The 23,770-nt window shown below is 42.8% G+C and carries 22 protein-coding genes; 9 read left to right on the top strand and 13 right to left on the bottom strand.

Annotated elements, in window-relative coordinates; all coding sequences use genetic code 11:
• Positions 1-35 precede the first annotated feature (35 nt).
• Genes EGI32_RS00990 through EGI32_RS01005 form a run of 4 tightly spaced genes read left to right on the top strand, consistent with a single transcriptional unit; the run spans position 36 to position 1,386 of the window.
• Positions 36-302: a YtxH domain-containing protein gene (locus EGI32_RS00990; RefSeq protein ID WP_255153485.1), complete on the top strand. Its 267-nt coding sequence runs from the start codon at positions 36-38 to the stop codon at positions 300-302.
• A 43-nt stretch (positions 303-345) separates the two neighbouring features.
• Entirely contained in the window at positions 346-690 is a 345-nt protein-coding gene (locus EGI32_RS00995) for a phage holin family protein (RefSeq protein WP_255153486.1), read from the top strand.
• Position 691: 1 nt separating this feature from the next.
• Positions 692-1,096 (top strand): hypothetical protein, encoded by a 405-nt coding sequence (locus tag EGI32_RS01000; protein WP_255153487.1) that lies wholly within the window; start codon positions 692-694, stop codon positions 1,094-1,096.
• Between the two features lie 35 nt (positions 1,097-1,131).
• Positions 1,132-1,386 (top strand): hypothetical protein, encoded by a 255-nt coding sequence (locus EGI32_RS01005; protein ID WP_255153488.1) that lies wholly within the window; start codon positions 1,132-1,134, stop codon positions 1,384-1,386.
• Between the two features lie 172 nt (positions 1,387-1,558).
• Here the strand turns inward: EGI32_RS01005 and EGI32_RS01010 are convergent, their stop codons facing one another.
• The 7 genes from EGI32_RS01010 to EGI32_RS01040 all read right to left on the bottom strand — a co-directional run bounded on the left by EGI32_RS01010 (position 1,559) and on the right by EGI32_RS01040 (position 13,151).
• Complete coding sequence (locus EGI32_RS01010) at positions 1,559-3,847, bottom strand: BamA/TamA family outer membrane protein (protein WP_255153489.1); 2,289 nt, start codon at positions 3,845-3,847, stop codon at positions 1,559-1,561.
• Positions 3,844-9,099 carry a translocation/assembly module TamB domain-containing protein gene (locus EGI32_RS01015; protein ID WP_255153490.1) on the bottom strand — a complete coding sequence of 1,752 codons (5,256 nt, stop codon included), beginning with the start codon at positions 9,097-9,099 and terminating at the stop codon, positions 3,844-3,846. The genes EGI32_RS01010 and EGI32_RS01015 overlap by 4 nt, the downstream gene beginning before the upstream one ends.
• Positions 9,100-9,254: 155 nt before the next feature.
• Positions 9,255-10,253: a non-homologous end-joining DNA ligase gene (gene ligD, locus EGI32_RS01020; RefSeq protein ID WP_255153491.1), complete on the bottom strand. Its 999-nt coding sequence runs from the start codon at positions 10,251-10,253 to the stop codon at positions 9,255-9,257.
• A 59-nt stretch (positions 10,254-10,312) separates the two neighbouring features.
• Positions 10,313-10,927, bottom strand: coding sequence for a DNA polymerase ligase N-terminal domain-containing protein (locus tag EGI32_RS01025; protein WP_255153492.1), 615 nt, complete (start codon positions 10,925-10,927; stop codon positions 10,313-10,315).
• A gap of 81 nt (positions 10,928-11,008) precedes the next feature.
• On the bottom strand, positions 11,009-11,782 hold the full coding sequence (locus tag EGI32_RS01030; protein ID WP_255153493.1) for a Ku protein: 774 nt from the start codon (positions 11,780-11,782) through the stop codon (positions 11,009-11,011).
• Between the two features lie 15 nt (positions 11,783-11,797).
• Positions 11,798-12,049, bottom strand: coding sequence for a hypothetical protein (locus EGI32_RS01035; protein WP_255153494.1), 252 nt, complete (start codon positions 12,047-12,049; stop codon positions 11,798-11,800).
• Between the two features lie 10 nt (positions 12,050-12,059).
• Positions 12,060-13,151 carry a DNA topoisomerase IB gene (locus EGI32_RS01040; protein ID WP_255153495.1) on the bottom strand — a complete coding sequence of 364 codons (1,092 nt, stop codon included), beginning with the start codon at positions 13,149-13,151 and terminating at the stop codon, positions 12,060-12,062.
• Positions 13,152-13,427: 276 nt separating this feature from the next.
• Here EGI32_RS01040 and EGI32_RS01045 point away from each other — a divergent pair, with 276 nt between their 5' ends.
• A complete protein-coding gene (locus EGI32_RS01045; RefSeq protein WP_255153496.1) occupies positions 13,428-13,904 on the top strand; it encodes a pyridoxamine 5'-phosphate oxidase family protein in 477 nt (158 codons plus the stop codon).
• 130 nt (positions 13,905-14,034) lie between these two features.
• Here the strand turns inward: EGI32_RS01045 and EGI32_RS01050 are convergent, their stop codons facing one another.
• A complete protein-coding gene (locus EGI32_RS01050; RefSeq protein WP_255153497.1) occupies positions 14,035-14,805 on the bottom strand; it encodes an enoyl-CoA hydratase/isomerase family protein in 771 nt (256 codons plus the stop codon).
• 6 nt (positions 14,806-14,811) lie between these two features.
• Complete coding sequence (gene paaZ / locus EGI32_RS01055; protein WP_255153498.1) at positions 14,812-16,890, bottom strand: phenylacetic acid degradation bifunctional protein PaaZ; 2,079 nt, start codon at positions 16,888-16,890, stop codon at positions 14,812-14,814.
• A gap of 186 nt (positions 16,891-17,076) precedes the next feature.
• Here paaZ and EGI32_RS01060 point away from each other — a divergent pair, with 186 nt between their 5' ends.
• Positions 17,077-17,301, top strand: coding sequence for a Kazal-type serine protease inhibitor (locus EGI32_RS01060; RefSeq protein WP_255153499.1), 225 nt, complete (start codon positions 17,077-17,079; stop codon positions 17,299-17,301).
• 147 nt (positions 17,302-17,448) lie between these two features.
• On the opposite strand, the gene EGI32_RS01065 is transcribed toward EGI32_RS01060, so the two are convergent.
• A complete protein-coding gene (locus EGI32_RS01065) occupies positions 17,449-17,916 on the bottom strand; it encodes a DUF1569 domain-containing protein (protein WP_255153500.1) in 468 nt (155 codons plus the stop codon).
• Between the two features lie 40 nt (positions 17,917-17,956).
• Positions 17,957-18,538, bottom strand: coding sequence for an adenylate kinase (locus EGI32_RS01070; protein WP_255153501.1), 582 nt, complete (start codon positions 18,536-18,538; stop codon positions 17,957-17,959).
• A gap of 288 nt (positions 18,539-18,826) precedes the next feature.
• Between EGI32_RS01070 and EGI32_RS01075 the strand changes: the two genes are divergently transcribed.
• Entirely contained in the window at positions 18,827-20,092 is a 1,266-nt protein-coding gene (locus tag EGI32_RS01075) for a pyridoxal phosphate-dependent aminotransferase (protein ID WP_255153502.1), read from the top strand.
• A 6-nt stretch (positions 20,093-20,098) separates the two neighbouring features.
• Here the strand turns inward: EGI32_RS01075 and EGI32_RS01080 are convergent, their stop codons facing one another.
• Positions 20,099-20,299, bottom strand: a complete 201-nt coding sequence (locus tag EGI32_RS01080; RefSeq protein ID WP_255153503.1) for a hypothetical protein — start codon at positions 20,297-20,299, stop codon at positions 20,099-20,101.
• Positions 20,300-20,551: 252 nt separating this feature from the next.
• Between EGI32_RS01080 and EGI32_RS01085 the strand changes: the two genes are divergently transcribed.
• On the top strand, positions 20,552-21,667 hold the full coding sequence (locus tag EGI32_RS01085; protein WP_255153504.1) for a glycosyltransferase: 1,116 nt from the start codon (positions 20,552-20,554) through the stop codon (positions 21,665-21,667).
• On the opposite strand, the gene EGI32_RS01090 is transcribed toward EGI32_RS01085, so the two are convergent.
• A complete protein-coding gene (locus tag EGI32_RS01090; RefSeq protein ID WP_255153505.1) occupies positions 21,624-22,874 on the bottom strand; it encodes a glycosyltransferase family 2 protein in 1,251 nt (416 codons plus the stop codon). The genes EGI32_RS01085 and EGI32_RS01090 overlap by 44 nt on opposite strands.
• A 110-nt stretch (positions 22,875-22,984) precedes the next feature.
• Here EGI32_RS01090 and EGI32_RS01095 point away from each other — a divergent pair, with 110 nt between their 5' ends.
• The gene (locus EGI32_RS01095) at positions 22,985-23,770 is read left to right on the top strand and encodes an inositol monophosphatase family protein (protein WP_255153506.1); all 786 of its coding nucleotides are present in this window, start codon (positions 22,985-22,987) and stop codon (positions 23,768-23,770) included.

Below are 23,770 nucleotides of genomic sequence, written 5' to 3' on the forward strand. Positions count from 1 at the left end.
TAATACACTATTTATCAATTCTTAAAATTAAAACTATGAGCTCAAGTAAATTATTAGCCGGTATACTATTAGGTGCTGCCGCAGGTGCAGTGTTAGGTGTTTTGTTCGCCCCGGATAAAGGAACAGAAACCAGGAAAAAGATCGCGAAAAAAAGCAGCGATTTCACTGATTCTGTAAAAAGCAAATTCAACGAACTGGGAGAAGCTTTACAGGAAAAATATGACAGCATCCGTGGTGAAGCAAATGATATCATCGAAAAAGGAAAAGACAAAGCGCAGGATGCTAAAAAAACATTTGCCTGATCTGAATCTTAATTAATAAGTACCGGTGATAAAATAAAAGTAAATGGAAAACGAACCAAAGAATAATGTGGAGGCTTTATTGGACCATGCAGGAGATTACCTGGATACAAGGCTTGACCTTGTGAAATTACAGGTCATACAAAAAACTTCAGACATTGTTTCGTCTCTGGCCTCCAGGCTTGTAATGATGGTTTTAATAGTCATTGTAGTAATGATCCTTAATATCGGTATCGCACTTGTATTAGGCGACTGGCTTGGAAAAAATTATTACGGCTTCTTTGCGCTCGCCGGGTTTTATTTTATCGTCGGACTTATTTTCTATGCAAACAAGAGTAAATGGGTTAAGGAACCTGTAGCTAATTCTATTATCCGTAAAGCGTTCAAATAATATGACGACCATCACGAATAGGGAAGAAAAAAAGCTCTCTGTAACTAACCGCGCCGAATTGGAGCTCGCTATAATAGAGCTTAAACAAAAAAAAACAGAGCAAAGAGCTGAGCTAAACCAGTTGTTCCACGAAACTATTGAGGGGTTTAAACCGGGTAATCTTATCAGGAAAGCCTTTTCTAAAGTAATTGAACCGGGCGACACGAGGGACATGATATTGAAAACAATCGGCGGTATAGGCGCAGGATTACTGACTAAAGGAATAATAGGCAATAAAAGTGGCGGCATGATAAGCTCTTTTTTCAAAAAAGCACTAAGGGTGGGGGCCGGAAAAGTATTTTACAATAATGCAGATAAGCTGAAAGCATATGGTACCGCTATTTACCATAATCTTTTCAAAAAGTAAAAATAGCGATCTACTCCGTTTTAAATTTCAGTAGTATGAAAAATCAACCGGATCAACAAAGTCCCGAAGAAAAAAGAAAAGATACATCAGCTCCGGGCAGGGAGGAAGAAGTGATTGTAAATACCCAGGAGCAAATGCATGTGACGAACATGCAGGATGAAACAGATCTCCCATCAGAAGACGATGCTTCTTTTTCAAAGAAACAAGAAACAAAAGGAAATCCCGGTCAGGCTGAGCGCACATTCAAAGAAGGGCTCGGAAATAACAGCGATACGGAAGCATCGGAATAAAATAATTGCAAATAGTTATCTGCAATAAAGCCCCGGATCTATTTCGGGGCTTTATGATTTTCGAATGAATAATTAATAGTTAATAATGAATAATTCTTCAGGTTGAAATAGCTATCAATATTCTGTAATTCTTTTTAACACCAATTATTAATTCTTAATTATTCATTATTAATTAAAATGGTAGCCCCAATGCGATATTCAATATCAGATTCTCTCTCCTCCAATCCCTGTTGCCGAATTTTATTTCACTGATCACGTTGCGTTGCCCTTCGGGCAGATAAGGTTTGCGCAGCGGAACACCAAGGTCTAGCCTGATGAGTAATACTGTCGCGTCAAACCGCACACCCACACCACCCGCCACCGCAATTTCTTTCAGGAAATTTTTAGTGAGTTTCCCTTCGGGGCCAAAGAGCAATGTATCTTTTGTCCAGATGTTGCCGGCATCCACAAATAGCGCCCCGCTGAGTTGTTTGGTAAAGGGTATTCTCAGCTCTGTATTCATCAGCAATTTATAATCGCCACCGATGATCTGGAAGTAACGCTGATCATCCGCCGTAGGCCTGTGCGTACCCGGCCCCAGGCTTCGTGCCCTGAAACCACGGATAGAGTTGGACCCTCCGATGGTGTACAATTTTGCAAAAGGCAACAGGCGTGAATTGTTGTAGGGCAAGCCGATGCCGATCTGGAACCTGTTGGCCCAATCGAACCCATTGGATAGCTTGCGGGTGTAATGCGCATCAAAATCAAACTTTACATATTGTGCAAAGGGCGTCCCGAAGATATTTTTCGACCGGTATTCTTTGGCGCCGGTTACCAGTCCGAGAATATTGCCCGACCAATCCATACTTCCATTGAGGTACCATTTGTTTATACGTGACCGGAAGCCGGAGTTGTACGTGTAAGAGAAAAATGACCCCACGGTAGCTTCCGAAAATACATTGAGCAGTATGGCCGGTTCCTGTGCCGCCTGGCGATAAAAACTATCTGTGATTGCGGAAGCCTGCAGATAACTCAACGCGATTGGCGCAAAGGTGAACTGACTTTGTATGCTGTTCTTCCAGGTAAATTCATATTGTGCCCTGAAGAGGTTTTTTGTATAAAAAAGATCCCTGCGAAACCACTCATATCCTAACAAAATGCTGGTATTGGGCGGGTAAAAATTGTTCTCTTTTATTTTCAGGAAAGGAATAAGATATTTCGGCAATTTCAGCGTCACTTCCGTACCAAGCCTGTAGTTGTTGTTCTTCAAAGAATCTGCCCTGGTGGTTTCCAATCCGCCATACACTTTCACGCCAAGCTGTTCCGCTCCGCGAAATGCATTCCTGTTTTTCCAGTTCACACTCGCCTGTGTTCCAAAATAACTGTTCTCTTTGGTGAACCCGTCAATCTCGCCTTGTATTGACTTTTTCTTTGCTGGTGTGAGGTAATAATAAACATTCAGTTGGTGGGTTGAATCTTTTGTAGACTCAAACCTGTTCTTTACAAATTTGAAAGCCCCCAGGTTGATCAGCCTGTTGAGCGTTGTGTTCTGTTGCCTGCTGCTGTATACGCTGCCAGGGCGATAGGTGATGGTAGTAGAAAATAATTCCGGTTTGAATTTTTTCTCCGGATCCTGTATCAGCAATGTATCATATTTCACCAGGCCTAGCCGGCTGGTATCGGCCTGCGGATTGGCGCTGGATAAACTGTAATTCGGATAAATGGTAATATCATTGATCTTGTATGGATACCTGGCCTCTTTGGGGGCACTGCGCTTGATGTTGAGAAAAAGATTGACTTTCCTGTTGCCAACGGTAGTGTCGGCGTAAGCCAGAATATAGTCCGGATTAAAATAGTAATACCCACGGGTTTTCAGGAAAAGATCCAGCCTGTCGCGTTCTGCAGAAATATCACTGAGTGTGTATGGATTTCCTTTTTTCAAAAAGCCGCGCCGTTCGGAATTTCGTTGTAATAACTTCAGCAATGCCGAACTATCGCTTACCCAAACGATGCTATCCAAGGTATACCTCGGCTGTACCTGCGCCGTGTAATGTGCTTTGGTAAAATAACTGAAGTTGCTGGTATCGCCCTGAACGGTAGTGTGGAAGTATCCAAGGTTTTCCATCAGCGATTGCATATTCTCTGCTGTAGTAGCCGCATTTACACGGCTGCTGAAAACCGGCGGTTCGCCAAGTTTGTTCCGGAGAAATGCTTTGAAACCTTTTTCCCTCCTGGGCTCACCGATCACGTACCACCACCACACTTTATATGGATGACCAAATAAGAATTTGTTGGGCCTGGGTTTTGCCGCAAGTGCAATGGTTTTTTTTAAGGACTTGCTCTTTGTTGTTGTTTCCGGATTTTTCTGCACTTTTACCGTAGCGCCTTTGTAGATGCGTTCTCCCGCAGGGATATATTTTCTTACACTACAGGACGAAACCAGCAGCAGCAATAGGGCCGTATAAAAATATATCCTCCTCATTTTGTCTTCTTTGATTTTTTTCTTCTGAATAATTCATTGAATTTATCGTAGTCCATCGTGATCAAAAATGCCACGCCGTTTTCTACCACATAACCATCCACCGTTACTTCAAACTGGTTTTTTGTATACGCCCTCACCAGGTATTTTCCATCCGCTGTGAGTTTATAGGTAAGGGTAATGTCGGGGCTGAAACCTGCGCTTCCATCGTTTCCGGCCTTTGCTGCCGCATCCTGGCCCTCTACACCGAAGTTCTTACCAACGGTTACGGTTAGACGATCATTGAGGAAATTCTTGCTTACCGCAACATTCAGATCCGTCCGCTGCTGGCTACCCCCCGTGGTATAATCATTATACGAGTTCAGGTTAAGATCAACATTGATGCCTTTGAAAAGATCCCCGGCGATCTGGTTCAATGCGCCCGACAGGAACTGGCTCACACTCTGTCTGGCGATATCGGAAAAGTTTGTTCCGTTGCCTTTGAAGAAATCGCTGCTTTGTTCGCTTACAAATCTTCCAAACAACAACATGGAAAATACCTGCTTGTTGGTAGCCGCCTCATCGCCACGAAGCTGGGTGAGTTTATTTTCTATAGCTGTCTGCAGCTCGCTGTTGATGATGGTATTATCTTTTTCGTCCAGCTGGATATCAAAATTGATGATCGGTTTGCTCAACGCCCCGGTCAGTTTCAATACCACTTTAAAAGGCAGCTTCTGGTTCATCGCGTTACCGATCGTACCTCCATTATCGCTTACTTCACTGCTTAATAATTCCTTTGCTGTTGTTTCAAGCTGGTATGCCGCCGTAATATCTATCCTTGCATCCATCGGTGCTCCTGCAAACACGATCGTGCTTCCTTTTTCAAGGTCAAACTTTCTTTGCAGGAATTGGTAATGCAGATTATAATATCCTTTATCAAGCTCGTAATTACCCGCCAGCACTATATTTCCCCCGGGATCTACTCCAGCATTGAGCTGTGCATCACCCTGCACTTTTATCTCATCCTGCGTTACCGGGTCGATAATGATAGTGAGCGCCGCTTCTTTGGTTACTTCTATATTCAGGTTGTAATTCAGGAATTTTCCAAACTGGCTCTGGGGTATGGCAGCTTCTTCAAAAGCTACTACCGGAGGGTTGATATCGAATGTATCGCGGTCGATGAAACGTACGATGGACGTGCCTTCATCCTTTGCATAACTTTTTTCTGGCAGCACGATAAAGACGTTGCTCTTATCATTCAGATAAATATCCCCTTCTATCTGTGGCGCAGTAGAAGTGCCGGTTACAGACACGTTCGCATCAATGGATGCGAAACCGTAAAACTGGCTATTGATGGCCTTCGGCGCATTTACCAGAATAAAATCGGTTGCATTTACATCAACACCCAGGTCAAATTCCGACATCGTTTTTAAACCAACAAAACCATTTACCCTCAACTGGTGATTGAGCGAATCGGTGATGGTAAAATCCGGGAACGATACTTTCGGATGATCCAGTACTATCTTTTGGCTGTTGATATTATATGGCGTGCCTAATTGTGTAAGCGTGAATTTCGTTGTGTCGAAATTCAGTTCACCTTTCCAGCGTGGATCGGAAAATTTGCCATTGGCAATGATGTTACCATGGATATTTCCTGCAGAGTTTTTTAAAGCCCCGGCAGAGAATGCTTCGATGGTTTGAAAATTCAATTTATTGATGGCGAGTTCCGCGTCAAATTGTTGTTGCTCATTGTTCAGATAATAATTTCCTTTTGCTGTTACATCATTGCCAAAACCCTGCAGCGACATGTTTGCGGCGATATTATTTTCCGACTGTTTCTCTGCAAATGCAGTCACATTACCCAAAGGGTGCTGCATGATCTCCAGGTTGCTGATACCCGCATTACCGGTAAATGCAGGCAAAGCCTTATCGAGCTCACTCACGGTTGCTTTCACGTCAAGTACTCCTGCAGCAAATAATGTATCACCACTGGTTAACGAACTGATGCTTTTCAGGTTGAAATTATCAATGTCGATATCGATCGGGCTATTGTTCACCAACTCACGGCTCTTGATAAATATCCTGGAAGTGTCGCTCGTCAGTAAAAAATTATTGATGATCAGGCCTTGTTCTGAATAACTTACATAATTATCATTGGCTACATTCCATTTTTCATAATTCAGCAAAAGGCTGTCTTTCATACGGAAAGTGTAAACTTCATCGCGTGTATAAGCCGCACCGCTGATACCGAACCAATCCACGTCCTTATCATCTTTGGTACGGGCATTCAACGAAATACTGTCGTGTGCTGCTGCACCCCTTACATAAGTTCCAAACAATGTTTGGGCGGGTGTTACCAGTGTATCAAATTTTATCTCATAATTGATGCGCTCATTTTTTGACGCGATCGTGATGTCACCTGCCGCCACCCTGTTGGCCTGGAACTGCAGCACCGGTATAGTCGCTTTAAAATTGAGTGCGCTGTCCGTATCCGCGGACGCATAACTTCCGGAGAAATTGATATCATCATAACGGGTCAAGCCCGGTACGAGACCTGTTAGAAGGGGGCTTTGTTTTATTACCCCGGTAAATGCAAGCTGTTGGTCCGGGATGTTTCCAAGCGTATCTTTTGCTCCGGGGAAAGTATAATATTTGCCGATGTAGCGCTGTATTGAGGTGCCTATTTTATCATAATCAAAAGCCCCGCCAGCAGTAAGTTCTGCAAATGGCGCCCATAATTTAATGGAATCGATACCGTTGGCAGAAGTCGCTATCAGCGACATGGAATCCAGCTGGTAAATATTTTTCCCCAGTTGAATGCTGGCGCTATCCAGCACCGCACTTGCATCCAGGCTACGCGGCTGCAGGCTTTTTGAATCGACTGTAAGAGTGCCTGAAAAATTAAGTGTGTCCTTATACAGATTAAGTTTTTGCAACTGCACCGTATCCACTTTTATCACCCCGCTAAACGTCGGGTATTTATCTCTTACATTGGCATCAATTGTATAATTTAAATTAAGGCTGCTGTCGTTGATGCTTCCCACACTGTTGATGACACCATTATTGAGCGTAGCGTTGATCAATGCGTTTTTGTAATCGTGGCCATTGTATTCCAGTCCGGCTACATCCGCTTTTATTACCGAACGCATGGTTTTATAATCGAAGCCGGTACCTTTTGCGCTGAACTTTCCGGCCACACGCCCAAGGACGCTATCCTGTTTTATAAGTGTACCTACATTGAAACCTGGTGTAATGATATCCAGGTCGTAATTTGCATTTTTAGTGTCCTTGATATTCTTTACATATCCTTTTATGGCAACGCCTCCATAGCTGGTAGCCACTTTCAGGTCGGTGGTAATATTATTGGTATTACCCTCCAGTTTTCCTGAAGCATTTATTTTTTGCGGCAGATTGAGCTGTGCCAGCACATCGGGTGGAAGGAAACCGACGATAAAATTCTTATCCAGCGACAATTGTTTTATCTGTGCATTGTATTGCAGCCTGGCGGGATCACTTATATTCTTAACTACAAAATGCCCGTTCAATCCAAAATCTCTGGCGTTCGTTTTCACATCAGCGGTAATGTCATTGGTGGTGCCCACGAAATGCCCCTGCAGGTTGAACACCGGCGGAAGGTTGGCCAGCTGCTGCTGATTTGCCGGGGGTACAAACTTCATCAGATCCGATTTCAGGAAATTCGATTCATGGATATACAGATCGTAAGCAAATTTTTTCGGATCGCTGAGATTATACAAAGTACCTCTTGCGCTGATCCTGCTACCAGACAAACCGCTCAATTGAAAATATGGCAGATATAACCTTGCTATACTTCCCCGCAACTCCGTATTGATATTAATATGCTGGTTGGCAAACTGAGCCGGTGGAAGAGAAGTTTTCAATGCCGGCACTAACATATATATATCATTGAATGCAACACTCGTGTTGGTGAATGCGCCAGAGATAAAACTATTTTGCGGCGATGTTTGTATACCGCCAAGGCTGTCGAATGTGAGTTGAAAAGATCGCTGAATGAGCGAGTTGGGGGTGCGGATGTAAATATCGGAAGCGGAGATCATCGTATCCGTCATCAGGAAATTTACATGCGTTGTGTCGAGTTTAAAACCACTTTTATCGGCAAAGGTAAACTGGCTGATATTTGCCCTCGTGGTATCATCAGAAAATTTAAAAGAGGAAATCAATGTGTTCAGGTTATTCACATCCAGGTGCGAAAAATCGAGCCCTTCAGCAGCCTTTTTATTGTTGTCGTCATACCTGATTTTTGAATGCCTGACGGCCAGTTGTTTTGCCTCAAAAAGCCATGGAACTTTCGGGGCAATGGAACTGTCTTTTTTTACAGAATCTATGACTGTTTTTGGGGCCGAAAAAATGATGGAAGAACTGTCCAATAAAAGAGCGTCTGCCATGCCTACAGATTGGTCCAAATTGAAGAGCAGATTAGTGGCTCCCAGATGGGTAACATTGTTGCCATAAAATAGTCCGGAAATTTTATTTTCCATTGAAACATTTACGTTCCTGAGATCAATTTTATTTGCGGTAATGTATAAACCATAAGAAGTTGTTTTTGCGGTACCGGTATTTTTTTCTTCGGTAACGGGTAAACTTTCTTTATAAGTATTCATGGAAAAATCTACACCGTCTGCATAAAAATCATCGATCAAAAATTTCACCCTATCCGGCTGAAATTTATTCATTTTCAGATCAAGATTTTTTATGCGTGCAGAAAAATCCGTTCCACCAAATTGATCTTTAAATTTTAATCCTACGTTATCAAAGATCAAACGATCCATTGTCAATTTCATTTCTGCCGTATCCGTATTTGGAGTGGAAGGTTTATTTCCTGAAAATGCATCTATGATAAATTGATAATTAAAGACGGAATCTTTTTCTGCACGATTAACGTTGATGGAAATATTCTTGAAGAATACTTTTTTGATGTCGGTATTTCCCCGGATCAGTTTCAACATGTTGAGATCAACGGACAACTCTTCTCCGAAAATCAGCGTGTCTTTTTGTTGATCTTCGATGTAAACCTTTTCAATTTTCAACCACTTCGGGAGGCTGTAATCTACGGAGCCGATCTCCACTTTCGTTTTCAGTTTTTTCTGCAAATAACTGGTCACCTGGTTTTTTACAAGACGTTTTCCAACCGGAAGATTTATGAAGATAAACAGCAGCAACACCAGCGCGAGAATGCCCAGGAAAATGTATAAAAATATACGTCCGGTTTTTTTTAAAATTTTTGTTGCGTTTGCCATTCAGAAGACGAAAAAGTTAATTTCAGCGGTAAAAAGATATTCCTACATTTTTTATCCGTATCCAATATATGAAATTTTTATGCCTTTTTAAAGGTATGCGTCCCTGCTGCAATTTGAAAAACGTTGCTGTAAATGATAATAATTTTTCTGTGGAACTAATTCCCCAAAGCCGGTAGCTTTAGTTTTTTGATACAGGCGGATATGTTGGTGGCCGGGCCGAAGATGCCATTAAATATTGAGGGCTTTTTTGCGATCCTCTTTGCGGCATTATGGATATCGAACAGAGCCGGGCTCAATCCTTTTTTAACCTCTTTCCATTCAAGCGGCATTGATACCGTCGCTCCTTTTTTCGGCCGCAAACTATACACTGATGCGATGGTTTGTCCTGCCCTGTTCTGAAGGTAATCAAGGTATATTTTTTTGTTCCCACGCTTCTCAAGATTTCTTGTAAGCGTGGTAATATCCGGCAGCAATTCACTGACTGAAATACAAAGTTGATGAGCAAACTCTTTTACTTCTTCGTAAGGATATTTTTTCTTCATCGGAACATAAATATGCAAACCTGTAAAGCCTGAAGTTTTGCAAAAAGATCTTGCGCCGGCCTTATCAAATAATTTTTTAAATGCTTTCGCAACTTCCACCACCTGTTCAAAATTGTTTTTTTCAGACGGGTCAATATCGATGATCATGTAATCCGGATGGTCCGGCTTTTTGATGGTCGAATGCCAGGGATTCAATTCGATGCAACCTAAATTATTGAGGTAGGCAAGGGTTGCTTTATCGTTGCAAATGATATAATCAATTTGTTTGTTGGAAGACTCCGAATGAACAGGAAAACTTTTAATAAAACCCGGTGCGTTTTCTCCTGCATCCTTATGATAAAATCCGGCATCGAGAATTCCATTCGGATTTCTTTTTAAAGATTCCGGACGATCTTTTAAAAAAGGTAAAATATATTTCGCGATGGATTGATAATATTCCACCACCATTTTTTTAGTGATCTTTTCTTTCGGAAAATAGAATTTCTGCGGATTCGAAACCGGCACTTTTAGCTTTCCTGAAGAGATAAAAAATTCTTCTTTTTTGCTGGTATTTTTTTTCGCTTTTTCGGCCTGTTTTGAAGCCGTTTTTTTGCCCGCCTTTTTCTGTTCCATTTTGGTCTCTTTTGGGGTGAATTTCAAACAAAAAAATCCGGAGATCTTAAGCCGGATTTTCATAAAGGTTTATCGTTTTTTCGGAGATTTTTTTCTTTCGAAATCAACTTGTTTATCGGTGAAGTTTTAAGCGTTTCTTTTTCGCTGTCGTACTTTTTATCAGTTGCATATTTGTCGCGATGTTTTATCAGCAGCCATACATTATCCTTGTCGCCATAGTTGTTTTTTATTTTTACCAACGCGAATTCTCCTTTCAGTTTTTTTCCCTTTAAAACAAATTTCAGGTTGCCGCTTTTCAATCCGGCTTTCAATAATTTTTCATCGTTCGCATCTTTATCATCTTTCAACGCCGTATAAGTTCCTTTGTCCCATATTTCCACAATTCCCGCCCCGTAATTTCCCTCGGGGATAACGCCTTTAAAATCTTTGTACTCATACGGATGATCTTCCACCATCATGGCCAGCCTCTTATCGCCGGGATTGAGGGAAGGGCCTTTGGGCACAGCCCAGCTTTTTAATACACCGTTCAGCTCCAGCCGAAAATCGTAGTGCAGGTGAGAGGCTTTGTGCCGCTGTACTACAAAGATCAATTTTTCTTTTGCGGTATTTACGGCTCCGGCCGGTTCTGCAGTTTGTTTAAAATCGCGTTTCTTTTTATAGAGGGAGAGGCTCATGGGGGAGAATTTTATAAACCTGGTATTTTAATATAACCTTCATTTTGAGGAAAAATATAGATAATCATACAGGTGCTCCACCTAAGAAGCCTTCTTACGCTTCGTACCGATACTTGCCTTCAGCTGTTCTATCAGATCGGAGGTTTTACTATGCACCACTTTCATGATCGGTTCTGTTGTCTTTTTCCCTTTTGCCTTGGCTTTTATTACCTTCATCAATTCCTGGGCATAGGTATCCTTGTATTTTTTTATATCGAATTTACCTGAAAGCTGGTTGATCAATGCGATGGCCATTTTCAATTCGGCGGGCTTGGCGGTGGTTTTTGGAATAGCCAGTTCGGTGGTCGCGCGGATCTCTTCGTGAAAACGTATCCTGTTCAGGATAATAGCATCCCCCGAAACCCGAAGGATAGCCAAATGTTCCTTATTCCGCATCACAAAACTGGCGATACCAGCCTTCCCGGTTTTTATAAGCGCATCCCTTAGGAGCGCATACGGGCGACTACCCGATTTTTCGGGTGCCAGGTAATAAGGCATTTCGTAATATACACTGTCTATCTCTTCCTGGTTCACAAAATCGGTGATCTCTATCAGCTTGGTTTTTACCGCATTCGCCCGCTCAAAGTCTTTATCATCCAACACTACATATTTATTGCCTATCATAAACCCTTTTACGATATTCTCCCATTTCACCTCTTTGCCCGTCTTTTCGTTGATACGCTGAAATTTGATATGGCTATGATCTTTCTTATCCAGCATATCAAGTTCCAGGTTGCTCGATTCTGTAGCGCTGTAAAGTTTCACAGGAATATTTACCAGTCCGAAACCGATAGCGCCTGTCCAAAGTGGTCGCATAAAATAAGTTTTAGGTTATGCTGCGTACCGCAATTCGTATTGCAGCTTTTTAATGATCTTATCGTACAATTCTTCTTCAACAAACGGAACGCTCGCATCTGCTTCTTTTTGAATGCTCCATTCATCGTCTTCGTCATGCAACAATGTAAAGCCATAATTTCCATTCATATCTACCAGGTACAGTGTACCTGCAGGATTTTCTTCCTGTGAAATGATCGTTTCAATTTTTGCTCCGCCGTAGCTGATAGTAGTAGTAATCTTTTCCATACTGTTGTTTTTAACTGTTGTCTAATATTTTCATGATGATCTTTTCGTCTGCCGTAAGATCAGCTTTATTGTCGTTGACCGATATCTTATCCAGTTGCGCAAAATATTTTTCAATGCTTTTATTTTCGTACAAACTGATCACAACGGGATGCACATAATATTTTTTACAGACAGTCCGCGTATTTCCCAGGTTTTTCGCCACCATGTCGAGCATGGCTACCGTGTTCTTTTTTACTGAGCTATCGTTTTCCGCAAGCCCTATTTCTTTGAAAGCTAAAAATGCATTTACCGTGCCAGCCCATGTCCTGAAATCCTTTGCAGTAAAGTCTTGGCCACAGGCGTTCTTTATATAACTATTGACCATTCCGGAGTCGATGCTATGGTGCTGGCCTTTATCATCATAATATTGAAACAACTCCTTTCCGGGTATATCTTTGCATTGTTGCACAATGTTAGCCAGCTTTTTGTTGCGCAGGTTAATGGTATGTTGCACGCCCTTTTTTCCTTTGAAAGAAAAAGTAACATTGCCCCCTTTGATATTAACATGCTTATCTTTTAAAGTGGTAAGGCCGAAAGAGCCGTATAGTTTTTCATACACATTATTTCCCACCCGGATATTCGTGCGTTCCATCAGGCTTACGATGGTAGCGAGTATCTTGGGCTGTGGTAATCCCGGCAATGCCATATCCTGTTCTACCTGCAGGCGGATAGCAGGAAGGTGTTTGCCAAATTCACGCAGGCGATAAAACTTGGTGTGGTTGCGCAATGAGTTCCAGGACTCATGATAACGATACTGTTTGCGCTTTTTCACATCAAGTCCGGTAACCTGCAGGTGGCCGTTTTCCAAGGCGCATATCCACACGTCTTCCCAGGCCGGAGGTATCACCAGGCTTTTTATCCGGTCGAGGTCGGCTTTATTTTTTAAGGCCTTTTGTTTGAAAATATAAAAGAATTTATCGCCTTTCTTTTTGCGAAGTATTCCCTCATCCTGATCTGAAACATAGATAAGATTCACAGCCTCAGCCGTTTTCACCGGATCGTTTTTTATTTTTTTAATGATCGCTTTTGGCAACTCTTCCACGACATCCATCGTTTCTTTCATCCGCTCAGATTTAAATTTTAAGTTTTCAACATTGCTATGAAATCAGTTCAAAACGATTTACATTTATATTGATCGCTTACCACAATGAAATATCTGTGCCTATGTGCAACCAATCTCAGGTTTTTGCTGTCTAACATTATATCCTACTCATCCTGAGGAATTAGTTCCACGAAAAGCCTCCAATCTTCCTGAAAAATCTCCGAAAAGCAAAAGTTCGTATCTGCTTTCAATCTGGTACACCCTTTGGAATTTTATCATTACCTAAAAACACACACCATGCTTTATCAGGACGAAAACCTTTCTTTCATACAAGAAAAGATCAAAGACATCAACGTGGCATTGTTCAAGTCGGAAATCAATTCTGAACTGCAGTTGCCCAACAACATCATCCAGACATTAAAAGTGGAAGACGATGGACATATCTGGTTCTTCACTTCCTGTACGGGTGATTATGCCAAAAGCGTAGAGCGTTCTTTCTATGCTTATCTCGATTATTATAAAAAGGGAACAGGGTGCAGGATCCGGTTGAGCGGTAAAGCAAGTATAGTGGAAGATGAGGATGGTGATTTCCTGAGCATCAGTAATTATAGTAAAGCCACCGCAGGCAGATTGGTGCTGGTGAAGATGAAGATCATGCAGGCAGAATATTTTGAGAACAAACATCAGCCGAATCATTCGTGGAAAGACAAGCTGAAGGGAGCTTTTCAGCATTTCTTCTTTTCCGAATCACACAGGGTTTATGATTTTAATTGATACAATAAAATACTGACTATCGAACATACAAATACATTAAAAAGAATAAGCAGAGAATATGCAAGAAGCAAAATTCCTCTCAGGTTGAGAGGAATTTTGCTTCTTGCATATTAAAAATTCACATTGCCGATTATTTTATCTTGAATTTACTGATTGCTTCTTTTGAAAAACTGCTTAATATTTCTTTTCCGCTGATAGCAGCTCGTTCTTTCAGTAATACATCCCAATGATCAGTTCCGTGCCAGAAAGTTTTTTTCAACTCAGACATTGCTTCCGGGTTGGAGTGCGCCAAAGAATTCGCCAGGCGTAATACTGATTCGTCCATGTTTTCTGTATTCTCATGTACTTCGGAAAACAACCCTTTTCGTTTCGCCCATTCGCTGTTGCGCCACATGGTAGCATCTATTGCCAGGGCGCTGAAAGCGGCGATACCGATCTTCCGTTCCATTGCTGGACCCACCACGAACGGACCTATGCCGATGGCAAGTTCGCTTAATTTTATATCTGCAGTATTTAATGCAATGGCATAATCTGCCGCTGCCGCAATACCAACACCGCCGCCGACACATTTGCCTTGTATGCGTGCGATGATGAACTTAGGGCATTTACGCATAGCGTTGATCACATTGGCAAAGCCGCTGAAAAACTCCAGTCCTTCTTTTTCATTTTTGATATCCAGTAATTCTTCAAAGGAAGCCCCGGCACAAAATGCCTTTTCGCCGGCGCTTTTCAATACGATCACTTTTGTTTCACTGTGCGTTCCTGCAAAATGGATCTCTTTCGTCAGTTCTTCTAAAATTTTTCCCGGCAAAGAATTGCTTTGCGGATGAAAGAATTCAATCGTTGTAATTCCGTTGTGTGTCTCAGAATTTACATGCCCGTCTTTTATTTGCTGTATCATGCTTTATTATATTTTATTTTTCATTTCTACCATGGTAAGGATCGTACCTACGCCAACAGCTTCGCTTGTTTCATCAAAAATTTCTACAAACCATTTCACAATCCCCTTTGGAATATCCTGCCCTTTTACAAAAGGCACTTCCGGGTTTTGTTCCTTCATTTCCTGTGCGGTCTTTTCCTTGCAGCTGAAACGGATATAGATCGAGGAGCCCGGATAAACTGGCTTTGTAAACCTCAGCTCGTCAATCCCGTAATTCAGCAGTACCGGATTTTTTTCGTAGCTGTCTACAAATAATCCCGCAGCAGCACTCATGATAAAATATCCATGCGCTACTTGTTGTTCAAACATCGTACCGGCAAAATCCGTTGCCGTAAGGTGCGCATAAAAATTATCGCCGCTCAGTGCTGCAAATTTATCAATGTCTTCCGAAGTAATTAATCTTTTTTCTGTAATGATCTGGTCGCCGATATGGAGTTCTTCGAAATATTTTTTAAACGGGTGTACCCCCGGATCATTTCCTTTTGCATGTGCCTGGTACACGTTGCTGATGGCCGTGATCATCGTTGGCGAACCTTGTATGGCCGTACGCTGCAGGTAATGCCGGATGCCTCGGAGCCCGCCCATTTCTTCGCCGCCGCCGGCCCTGCCCGGACCACCATGCACCAGCAGTGGGAGAGGGGAACCATGGCCGGTACTCTCTTTGGCGCAATCTTCATTCAACACCAGTATCCTTCCATGATGCGTTGCCGCGCCAAGTACGTATTGTTTCGCGATCTTCGGGTCTGCCGTTACGATCGTTGAGCACAGGCTTCCTTTTCCTTTTTTGCTGAGCTCTATCGCCTCATCCATATTTTTATACGGCATGATCGTACTCACCGGGCCAAATGCTTCCACATCATGAGATGTTTCGGTAGCGAACGGGTTTTCGTTGAGTAACAGCATCGGGCTTATGAAAGCACCTTCTTTTTCATCCGCATCCAGCACGGCCACACTATCCAGCGAACCATAAATTATCTGCGATGACGCCAATAGTTTCTGTACCTGGCTGCGAACTTCATTCCGCTGGTCTTGTCCGGCCAAAGAACCCATTCGTACTTTTTCATTCAACGGGTTGCCTATGACGGTTTTGCCAAGCTCGTTGGCGATCGCCCTCGACATTTCCTCTATCTTATTGCCCGGAACAAATATCCTCCTCACAGCAGTACATTTTTGACCGGCTTTTACCGTGATCTCTTTTTTTACTTCTTTAATAAATATGTCCCACTCGGGCATACCCGGCTCCACATCGGCACCCAGCACGATGCAGTTGAGAGAGTCCGCCTCCATATTGAATGGCACGGCTTCGCCTAAGATTGTAGGATGCGATTTTAATTTCAGCCCTGTGTAGGCTGACCCGGTAAATGTGACCACATCCTGTGAGTTTACAAAATCAAGGATATTGCCTGCGCTCCCGCAAAGCAGCTGTAGGGCACCTTCCGGCAATATTTTAGACGCGATGATCTCTTTCACCACTGCTTCAGTAAGGTAAGATGTAACCGTGGCGGGTTTTACCACCGCAGGAATTCCTGCCAGTAAATTGACGGCGATTTTTTCCAGCATCCCCCACACCGGGAAATTGTAGGCATTGATGTGTACAGCCACCCCTTCTTTTGGCACCAGGATATGATGGCCCATGAACGTATTTCCTTTACTCAACGCGATCGGGTCGCCATCGAGGCAAAAAGGTTCGTCGGGTAATTTTCGGCGAAGCGATGCATTGGAAAACAGGTTGCCGATGCCACCTTCGATATCTATCCAGCTATCGATCTTCGTTGCTCCTGATAAATAACTGATGGTGTAAAATTTTTCTTTATGCTGCATCAGGTGCAGGGCGAGTGCCCTCAGCATTCTTCCCCTTTCCTGGAAGGTCATTTTCCTGAGCGCCGTATTTCCTTTTTTGCGGGCATAATCGAGTACCGATTCAAAGTCGAGGCCTTTGGTGGTTGCGCTGGCAAACTCTTTTCCGGTTACGGCATTGTATAATAATTGTCCGTCACCATCGCCTTCTATCCAGTTGCCGGTAATGTAATTTCCTAATTTTTGCATATGACATATTTGCGTTTCCAAAGCTACGCAATGCCTTGTAAACAATTTAGTTTTTAAGTTGCAATGAGGTGTTTACAGGGTTAATTTTTAAAGGAAAAGATTTCTTAAAATAGTTGCGCTTATCTCTGAGGATATAGTGTAACTTTATAGAGATCGGAAAGCGTATTCACATTTAAAATTTCCCGTATGAAATATTTATTGTTCGCGATGATCATCTTCGCTTCTGCCATTTCCTGCAAAACAACCCAGATAGAAAACGCCTGTATTGGCCAGCCTATCAAAGATTGCGTTACTACCATGGAGTACAAACCCGTATGCGGCTGTGACGGAAAAACTTACAGCAACGCCGGGATGGCAAAATGTGCCGGTGTAAAAACATGGAAGGATGGGGATTGCGCCAGCGCCAAATAATTGAATGTATTGATGATGCATTGATGAATTGCTGCTATATCATTGTAAATATGGCAGCAGGCAGGTATTGGTATGGAAGGAAGAACAAGGTTGTATACGGATATTTTCGGCCTGGTTTCTATTTAGCTAAAGCAAATCTTTAGCCTTTCACAACAACCCAAACTGTCGCGAATGATGCGTTACATGTTTGTAATGCAGCCTCACCCATTGCTCAAAATCCAGCCACCCAAATACCGGGTGTAATGTCTTATTTGGATGATTTCCTTTAAAATGATTCACAAAATTATCGACGCTTTGCCTCAGCTCTTCCTTTGCAATGTCAATACTGGCACACCTTTCCGGTAACGCCGCTTCACCGATTATCTCTACCGGCGCTTTCGTATTTTCACGGAATTGTTTTTCACTGTATAAAAACTCCAGGTATTTAGGAAGGTGTTCTTCCGGTGTAACCAGTTTCAATTGTAGTTTGTCTGCAGATACGTTGAAGAAATCCGTTACATGCTCCAGCATTTGTTGCGGGTTCATCACGCCCCATTTAGCCGGGGTTTGTGCAGAAAGATCGTTGAGCAGGACGAAATATTTGTTGGTAATAAAATCAAGCTGATCGGATGGCATATGGCAAAAATTTAAAAAAGCAGGCCGGAGCCTGCTTTCATTACCTGTTTATTCTTTTGTCGATCTCCTTACAGAGTTCTCCGAAAATTTCATCAATCGTTCCTTCCCCTTTTATCATTACCACTTTATTGAACTGATGGTAATAATCCGCAACGGCGGCGGTTTTAGTCTGGTACTCCGTGATCCTCGCCCTGATGACCTGTTCGTTGGTATCATCGCTGCGGCCGCTGGTTTCGCCTCTTTTCAATAATCTTTTTACCAGCTCTTCTTCGCTGACATCCAGCGCCAGCATCACACCTATTGAAGCTTTTTTCAAATGGAGCAGTTTATCCAACGCTTCAGCCTGTGCGGAGGTACGTGGGAAACCATCGTACAGGAACCCTGTCGCATGCGGGTTTTCATCCAATGCCGAACTGATCATTCCTATCACCACTTCATCGGGAACAAGTTGCCCTTTATCCATAAAACCTTTTGCAGCCTGGCCCAGTGAAGTTTGCCTGCTGATTTCCGAACGCAGTAAATCTCCGGTACTCAAATGCTTGAGGCCATACTTCGCCATTAATTTTTCGCTTTGCGTACCTTTTCCACTGCCCGGAGGGCCAAAGAGTATTAAATTGAACATAGTTTCTCGCTAAACAAGTTGTAAGTGAACAATCAGGGTGAGCCAGTTTGCATGCAAATGTAACTAAGCATTGTTTAAAATCCACCCTTTTTGGCTATAAAGGCGTGCTTCAATCGTGTAAACGGCGTAATCGGCGTAAATATAATATTCCATGCTGACTATGACAAGTTCATTTTGTGGGCAAAATGGGATGCCCAAATTGCCCGGGGCAATTAATCAACTTGGTTTTGTATAAAGGGGCTAAAGATTTACTTTTGCCGCATTGACGATTTAAAATAAACTACAGTTATGGGTTCACTTAAGCTCAGCCACCTGGCTGAAACACTAATAGCATCGGAAATCGTGCGTCTTGGCGCTACTATCAAGGAAAAGATAAAAGCTGGTGACCATATCTATAATTATACAATCGGCGATTTTGATTCTTCGGTATTCCCGATCCCGGCTGGGTTGCAGGAAGAAATCGTAACCGCTTACAAAGAAGGTTATACTACTTATCCCGCTGCTGAGGGCGAACTCGATCTCCGCAAATCCATCGCGGGTTTCTTAAAGGATAATGCTGACCTTGATTATTCCCCGCAGGAAATACTGGTGGCTTCAGGCGGCCGGCCGCTGATCTATTCTGCTTACAGGGCAATCGTTGATAAGGGCGATAAGGTCATTTACCCGGTTCCGAGCTGGAACAACAACCACTATGTTCATTTCACCGAAGGTGAACACGTGGTGATAGAAGCTACCCGTGAAAATAATTTCATGCCTACGGCCGACCAGATCCGTCCGCATGTAAAAGGGGCGTCGCTGTTGGCGGTGTGCTCGCCGTTGAACCCCACCGGCACCACTTTCACCAAAGAAGAATTGACCGCTATATGCGACCTGGTGATCGAAGAAAACGAATCCAGGAAAGAAGGCGAGAAAAAATTGTACCTGCTCTACGATCAGATCTATTGGACCCTGACCTTTGGAAATACCGTTCATTATACGCCGGTTTCCTTGCGGCCGAAAATGAAAGATTATACCATTTTCATCGATGGCATCAGCAAGGCTTTTGCGGCTACAGGCGTAAGGGTAGGCTGGTCGATGGGGCCCGCAGAATTGATCCAGAAAATGAGGGGTATCAATAGTCATGTAGGTTCGTGGGCGCCTATGGCCGAACAAAAAGCCGTAGCAAAATTCCTGACGCAGAAAGATGCACTGGACGCTTATTTCAAAGAATTTAAAAGTGAAATATCTTACAGGCTCACGACGCTTGCCGAAGGTTTTCACCAACTTAAAAAAGAAGGTTTTTCTGTGGACGCCATTGCGCCCCAGGCTGCTATATACCTCACTGTACAAATAGACCTCACCGGTAAAAAAACGGCTGACGGAACCATCATTGCCGACCAGGAAGCGGTGACAGCTTATGTGCTTGATGAAGCCAAACTTGCACTGGTGCCTTTCGGGTATTTTGGTGCAGGTAAAAACAACAGCTGGTACAGGCTGAGTGTAGGTTGCTGCAAAAAAGAAGAGATCGGAACTGTAATTGAAAAATTGCGGAATGCCCTTTCGAAGCTTAGCTAAGCGATATTAATTCTTGTTATTAAGGAAAACGAAAGGTTTGTCTTTATGCTGACGGATAATATTCTTGATCGCAATAGACTGGCTGATGATCTTATATTTATTGAGGTCGATGATTTCGTGTGCCTTCACAAAATTATCCAGGCGCTCTACCATAAACAACATTTCATGGAGCATGGATACCTCATGCTCCATAGCCTGAGGCGTCATTAATTCTTGCTTGAACATTACTAGTAGATCACGATTGGATTTGTTCATTGATACTACAAATTAATTGTTGTTACTTATAACCCACCATCCCCTGCTTATTAGGACAACCGCATTGTCCTTTCTTAGAAGAGGAACAACCGGTAGCTACCAGACAGGCGGCAATTAAGAGCAACGATGAGATTTTTATTAATTTTTGCATATAAACTGGTTACAATTTAAACTATTTTCACAAATAAATATTGCACATTTTGAATGAATGAAAAAAATATTAACAAATCATCATCTTTTTCACGGGTCCTGATCGCTCCGCTCGACTGGGGGCTTGGCCATGCTACCCGCTGTATTCCAATCATTCATGCATTATTAAAAGAAAATATCACCGTTTTTATAGCCGCCGAAGGCGCTATATTAAATTTATTCCAAAAAGAGTTCCATAATGTTACGATACTTCCCCTTAGAGGTTACAATATCAGTTATCCCGCTGAGAAAAAGTCATTATTCGCAAAACTACTACAACAGGTGCCGGGAGTTTTGTCGGTGATCCGTTACGAAAATAAGTGGCTGGAGAAAATGATCAGGGAGCATTCGATCGATGCGGTGATCTCGGATAATCGTTTTGGAATGCACAGCAGGCTGGTAAAAAGTATTTACATAACACATCAATTGCACATAGAAACCAATCATTCTTTTTTTAACTGGCTGGCGCAAAAGATCCATTACCGCTATATCAACCGCTATGATGCATGCTGGGTGCCGGATGCAGAAGGTGTTACCAATCTGGCAGGGAAATTATCACATCCTGAAAAATTGCCGGCAATTCCTGTAAAATACCTGGGTGCTTTATCCAGGTTTAAAAAAATCATCCCGAAAAAAAAACACGATCTGCTGATCCTGCTGTCGGGGCCGGAGCCACAGCGCTCTTATTTTGAAGATATCCTCTTGCAGCAATTGAAGGGTCTTGAAATACCTGTTGTTTTTGTGAGAGGATTGCCAACGGCAACCAGTTTGCCCGAAATTAACAGGAATACTGTTTTTTACAATCATCTTCCTGCGGAAGAACTTTCCGCTCTTGTTCAGCAATCGAAAATGGTGGTTTGCCGGAGTGGCTATTCTACCGTCATGGATCTGGCCTGTGTGCAGCAAAAAGCAATACTGGTGCCCACTCCGGGGCAGACAGAGCAGGAATACCTGGCCGGTTACCTGCAGGAGAAAAAAATGTTTCTAACTTATAAACAGGGAAATTTCAATCTTAAAAAAGCATTGGAAGCTGCGGAAGAATTCGATTATGCAATTTCTGATTTTTCAGAAAATCTACAAGACGGGATCACCACTTTTGTAAAGGGTCTACAGCCGGACGTTCCGCGATAAATATACCGTTCCTGTTTTTTTCGTTGCTTCCCACAATGCTGCTGCTTCCTGCGGCGTGAAATAAAAAGATGGTCTTTGACGGGAGCTTTTCTATCATTTCAATAGCATCTTTATTATTCATCACCGCTTCGCAAAAAACGAGCTGCTCTATTTTATTCTTCTTCATATCGCCTGCTAGTGTACCTGTTGTGCCGATGCTATATTTGATATCATCTCCAGAAACCGCTATCCTTCCTATTATCACCGGGGGCATTTTTGCATTGCGCAGCAGGTGAATCATTTCATCAAACAATATCTGGGGGGCAATGATTGCAGTATTTATTTTTTTTTCTGCAGGGGATTTTTCAGGCAGCATTTTTTTTAGCAATAACAAGAGCGAGGCAAGCGATTTATTAAGCGAGATGGCCAAAGTGGTAATGAAATAAGTAAACCACTGTTGCTTGTAATGCTTTGCCACAAATCCTTTCATGGCTCCGTAAAACTGATTGATATATTCTTTGGATAATTTTTGCGTGCTTTCCCCTTTGAAATGTATGATGGTGGTATCCGCGAAATAATAATTCTTCTTTCCTTCTTTCTGTACCCGGAAACTCAGGTCGATGTCTTCCGCGTACATGAAAAATTTTTCATCGAATCCTTGTGTAGCATCGGCCATTTTTTTATCCAGCATCATGAATGCGCCTGCCAGCACGTCTACCGGCGCAGTTTTATGTTCGGGTAAATGCCCGGCATAATATGCCGCGAATGTTTTGGATCGTGGAAACAATTTTGCCAGCCCGATGATCTTATAAAAAGATGCCATTGCAGAAGGAAAAGAGCGTTTGCTTTCTTTGAGAAAAGTGCCGCTGCCATCGATCATCCTTACACCCAATGCACCGCAATCCTGGTGCTGGCGGAAGAACTGCAGGCATTTTTCAAAACAATCTTCGGGCACGATCGTATCCGGATTCAGGAATAGGATATGATCGCCCTTTGCTTCGGAAAGCACACTGTTATTGGCTTTGCCAAATCCCATGTTGTGGCTGTTCCACCTGAATTTTACCTGCGGAAACTTTGCCGGCAAATATTGCTCACTTCCATCAGTAGAATAATTATCTACCACAAATATTTCCGCCTCCAGGTTGCAGCACGCTTTTATCACCGAGTAAAGGCATTGCTCCAGGAAATATTTTACATTGTAGTTTACTATGATGATGGAAAGCTGCAAAGGAAGTTTTGATTTTGTTTACAAAAAACGAGTATTTAAGCCAGTCTTCAAAAAGTTCTTATTTAAGGTGCACACTTTATAAGGTCGGCCACCTTTGTTATCTTTGCAGCATGTTAAAAACCACCCTGATCAATGCAGTAAATGCCGGAGCAGCGCAACTCGTTCATTTTTTCAACGGCGAATTCAAGATATCTAATAAGGAAGGAATAAACAACCTGGTGACGGAAGCCGATCATGCGGCAGAAAAAGCCATCATTGAAGTTATCCGCAAGGATTATCCCGACCATTTCATTCTTACGGAAGAAAGCGGGGTGCTGGCCACCGGCAGCGAATTCAAATGGATCGTAGATCCTATTGATGGTACGGTGAATTTTGCCAATGGCATCCCGATCTGTTGTGTGAGCATTGGCCTGGAGAAACAAGGGAAAATGATCATGGGCGCCGTTTATAATCCGATCATGAATGAATTTTATTTTGCGCAAACCGGTTTTGGCGCTTCTTTGAATGATAAGAAAATTTCTGTAAGCAAAAAAACATCGCTGGCTACAAGCTGCATGGTTACAGGCTTTCCATACACTTATCTCGATTCGCCGAATGGTCCGTTGCAGGTTTTTGAAAAAATGATCCGGCAGGGAATTCCGGTAAGGCGATTGGGTAGCGCTGCTATAGACCTTTGCTGGGTGGCCGACGGGCGCTTCGACGGTTTTTACGAACATGAATTGCAGCCATGGGATAGTGCAGCGGGATCGCTCATTGTAGAAGAAGCCGGTGGTAAAGTGACCGATTTCAAAGGCGGTACATTTTCTCCTCATCAGCCACATATCATTGCAACCAACGGCAAGATCCACGATGAATTGCTGAAGGTATTGAACGGAGGGGAATTGATCACAGTATAA

This window comes from Ferruginibacter sp. HRS2-29, assembly GCF_024343615.1.
In the GTDB taxonomy this organism is placed as follows: Bacteria; Bacteroidota; Bacteroidia; order Chitinophagales; family Chitinophagaceae; genus Ferruginibacter.

Bases quoted from the DNA above. Each gene is read 5' to 3' on its own strand.
- EGI32_RS01045 (WP_255153496.1), top strand. From the start codon at position 13,428: ATGCTTTATCAGGACGAAAACCTTTCTTTCATACAAGAAAAGATCAAA.
- EGI32_RS01000 (WP_255153487.1), top strand. From the start codon at position 692: ATGACGACCATCACGAATAGGGAAGAAAAAAAGCTCTCTGTAACTAAC.
- EGI32_RS01025 (WP_255153492.1), bottom strand. From the start codon at position 10,927: ATGAGCCTCTCCCTCTATAAAAAGAAACGCGATTTTAAACAAACTGCA.
- EGI32_RS01080 (WP_255153503.1), bottom strand. From the start codon at position 20,299: ATGACGCCTCAGGCTATGGAGCATGAGGTATCCATGCTCCATGAAATG.
- EGI32_RS01010 (WP_255153489.1), bottom strand. From the start codon at position 3,847: ATGAGGAGGATATATTTTTATACGGCCCTATTGCTGCTGCTGGTTTCG.
- EGI32_RS01035 (WP_255153494.1), bottom strand. From the start codon at position 12,049: ATGGAAAAGATTACTACTACTATCAGCTACGGCGGAGCAAAAATTGAA.
- ligD (WP_255153491.1), bottom strand. From the start codon at position 10,253: ATGGAACAGAAAAAGGCGGGCAAAAAAACGGCTTCAAAACAGGCCGAA.
- EGI32_RS01030 (WP_255153493.1), bottom strand. From the start codon at position 11,782: ATGCGACCACTTTGGACAGGCGCTATCGGTTTCGGACTGGTAAATATT.
- EGI32_RS00995 (WP_255153486.1), top strand. From the start codon at position 346: ATGGAAAACGAACCAAAGAATAATGTGGAGGCTTTATTGGACCATGCA.
- EGI32_RS01005 (WP_255153488.1), top strand. From the start codon at position 1,132: ATGAAAAATCAACCGGATCAACAAAGTCCCGAAGAAAAAAGAAAAGAT.
- EGI32_RS01065 (WP_255153500.1), bottom strand. From the start codon at position 17,916: ATGCCATCCGATCAGCTTGATTTTATTACCAACAAATATTTCGTCCTG.
- EGI32_RS01050 (WP_255153497.1), bottom strand. From the start codon at position 14,805: ATGATACAGCAAATAAAAGACGGGCATGTAAATTCTGAGACACACAAC.
- EGI32_RS01040 (WP_255153495.1), bottom strand. From the start codon at position 13,151: ATGAAAGAAACGATGGATGTCGTGGAAGAGTTGCCAAAAGCGATCATT.
- EGI32_RS01060 (WP_255153499.1), top strand. From the start codon at position 17,077: ATGAAATATTTATTGTTCGCGATGATCATCTTCGCTTCTGCCATTTCC.
- EGI32_RS01015 (WP_255153490.1), bottom strand. From the start codon at position 9,099: ATGGCAAACGCAACAAAAATTTTAAAAAAAACCGGACGTATATTTTTA.
- EGI32_RS01070 (WP_255153501.1), bottom strand. From the start codon at position 18,538: ATGTTCAATTTAATACTCTTTGGCCCTCCGGGCAGTGGAAAAGGTACG.
- EGI32_RS01095 (WP_255153506.1), top strand. From the start codon at position 22,985: ATGTTAAAAACCACCCTGATCAATGCAGTAAATGCCGGAGCAGCGCAA.
- EGI32_RS00990 (WP_255153485.1), top strand. From the start codon at position 36: ATGAGCTCAAGTAAATTATTAGCCGGTATACTATTAGGTGCTGCCGCA.
- EGI32_RS01085 (WP_255153504.1), top strand. From the start codon at position 20,552: ATGAATGAAAAAAATATTAACAAATCATCATCTTTTTCACGGGTCCTG.
- paaZ (WP_255153498.1), bottom strand. From the start codon at position 16,890: ATGCAAAAATTAGGAAATTACATTACCGGCAACTGGATAGAAGGCGAT.
- EGI32_RS01075 (WP_255153502.1), top strand. From the start codon at position 18,827: ATGGGTTCACTTAAGCTCAGCCACCTGGCTGAAACACTAATAGCATCG.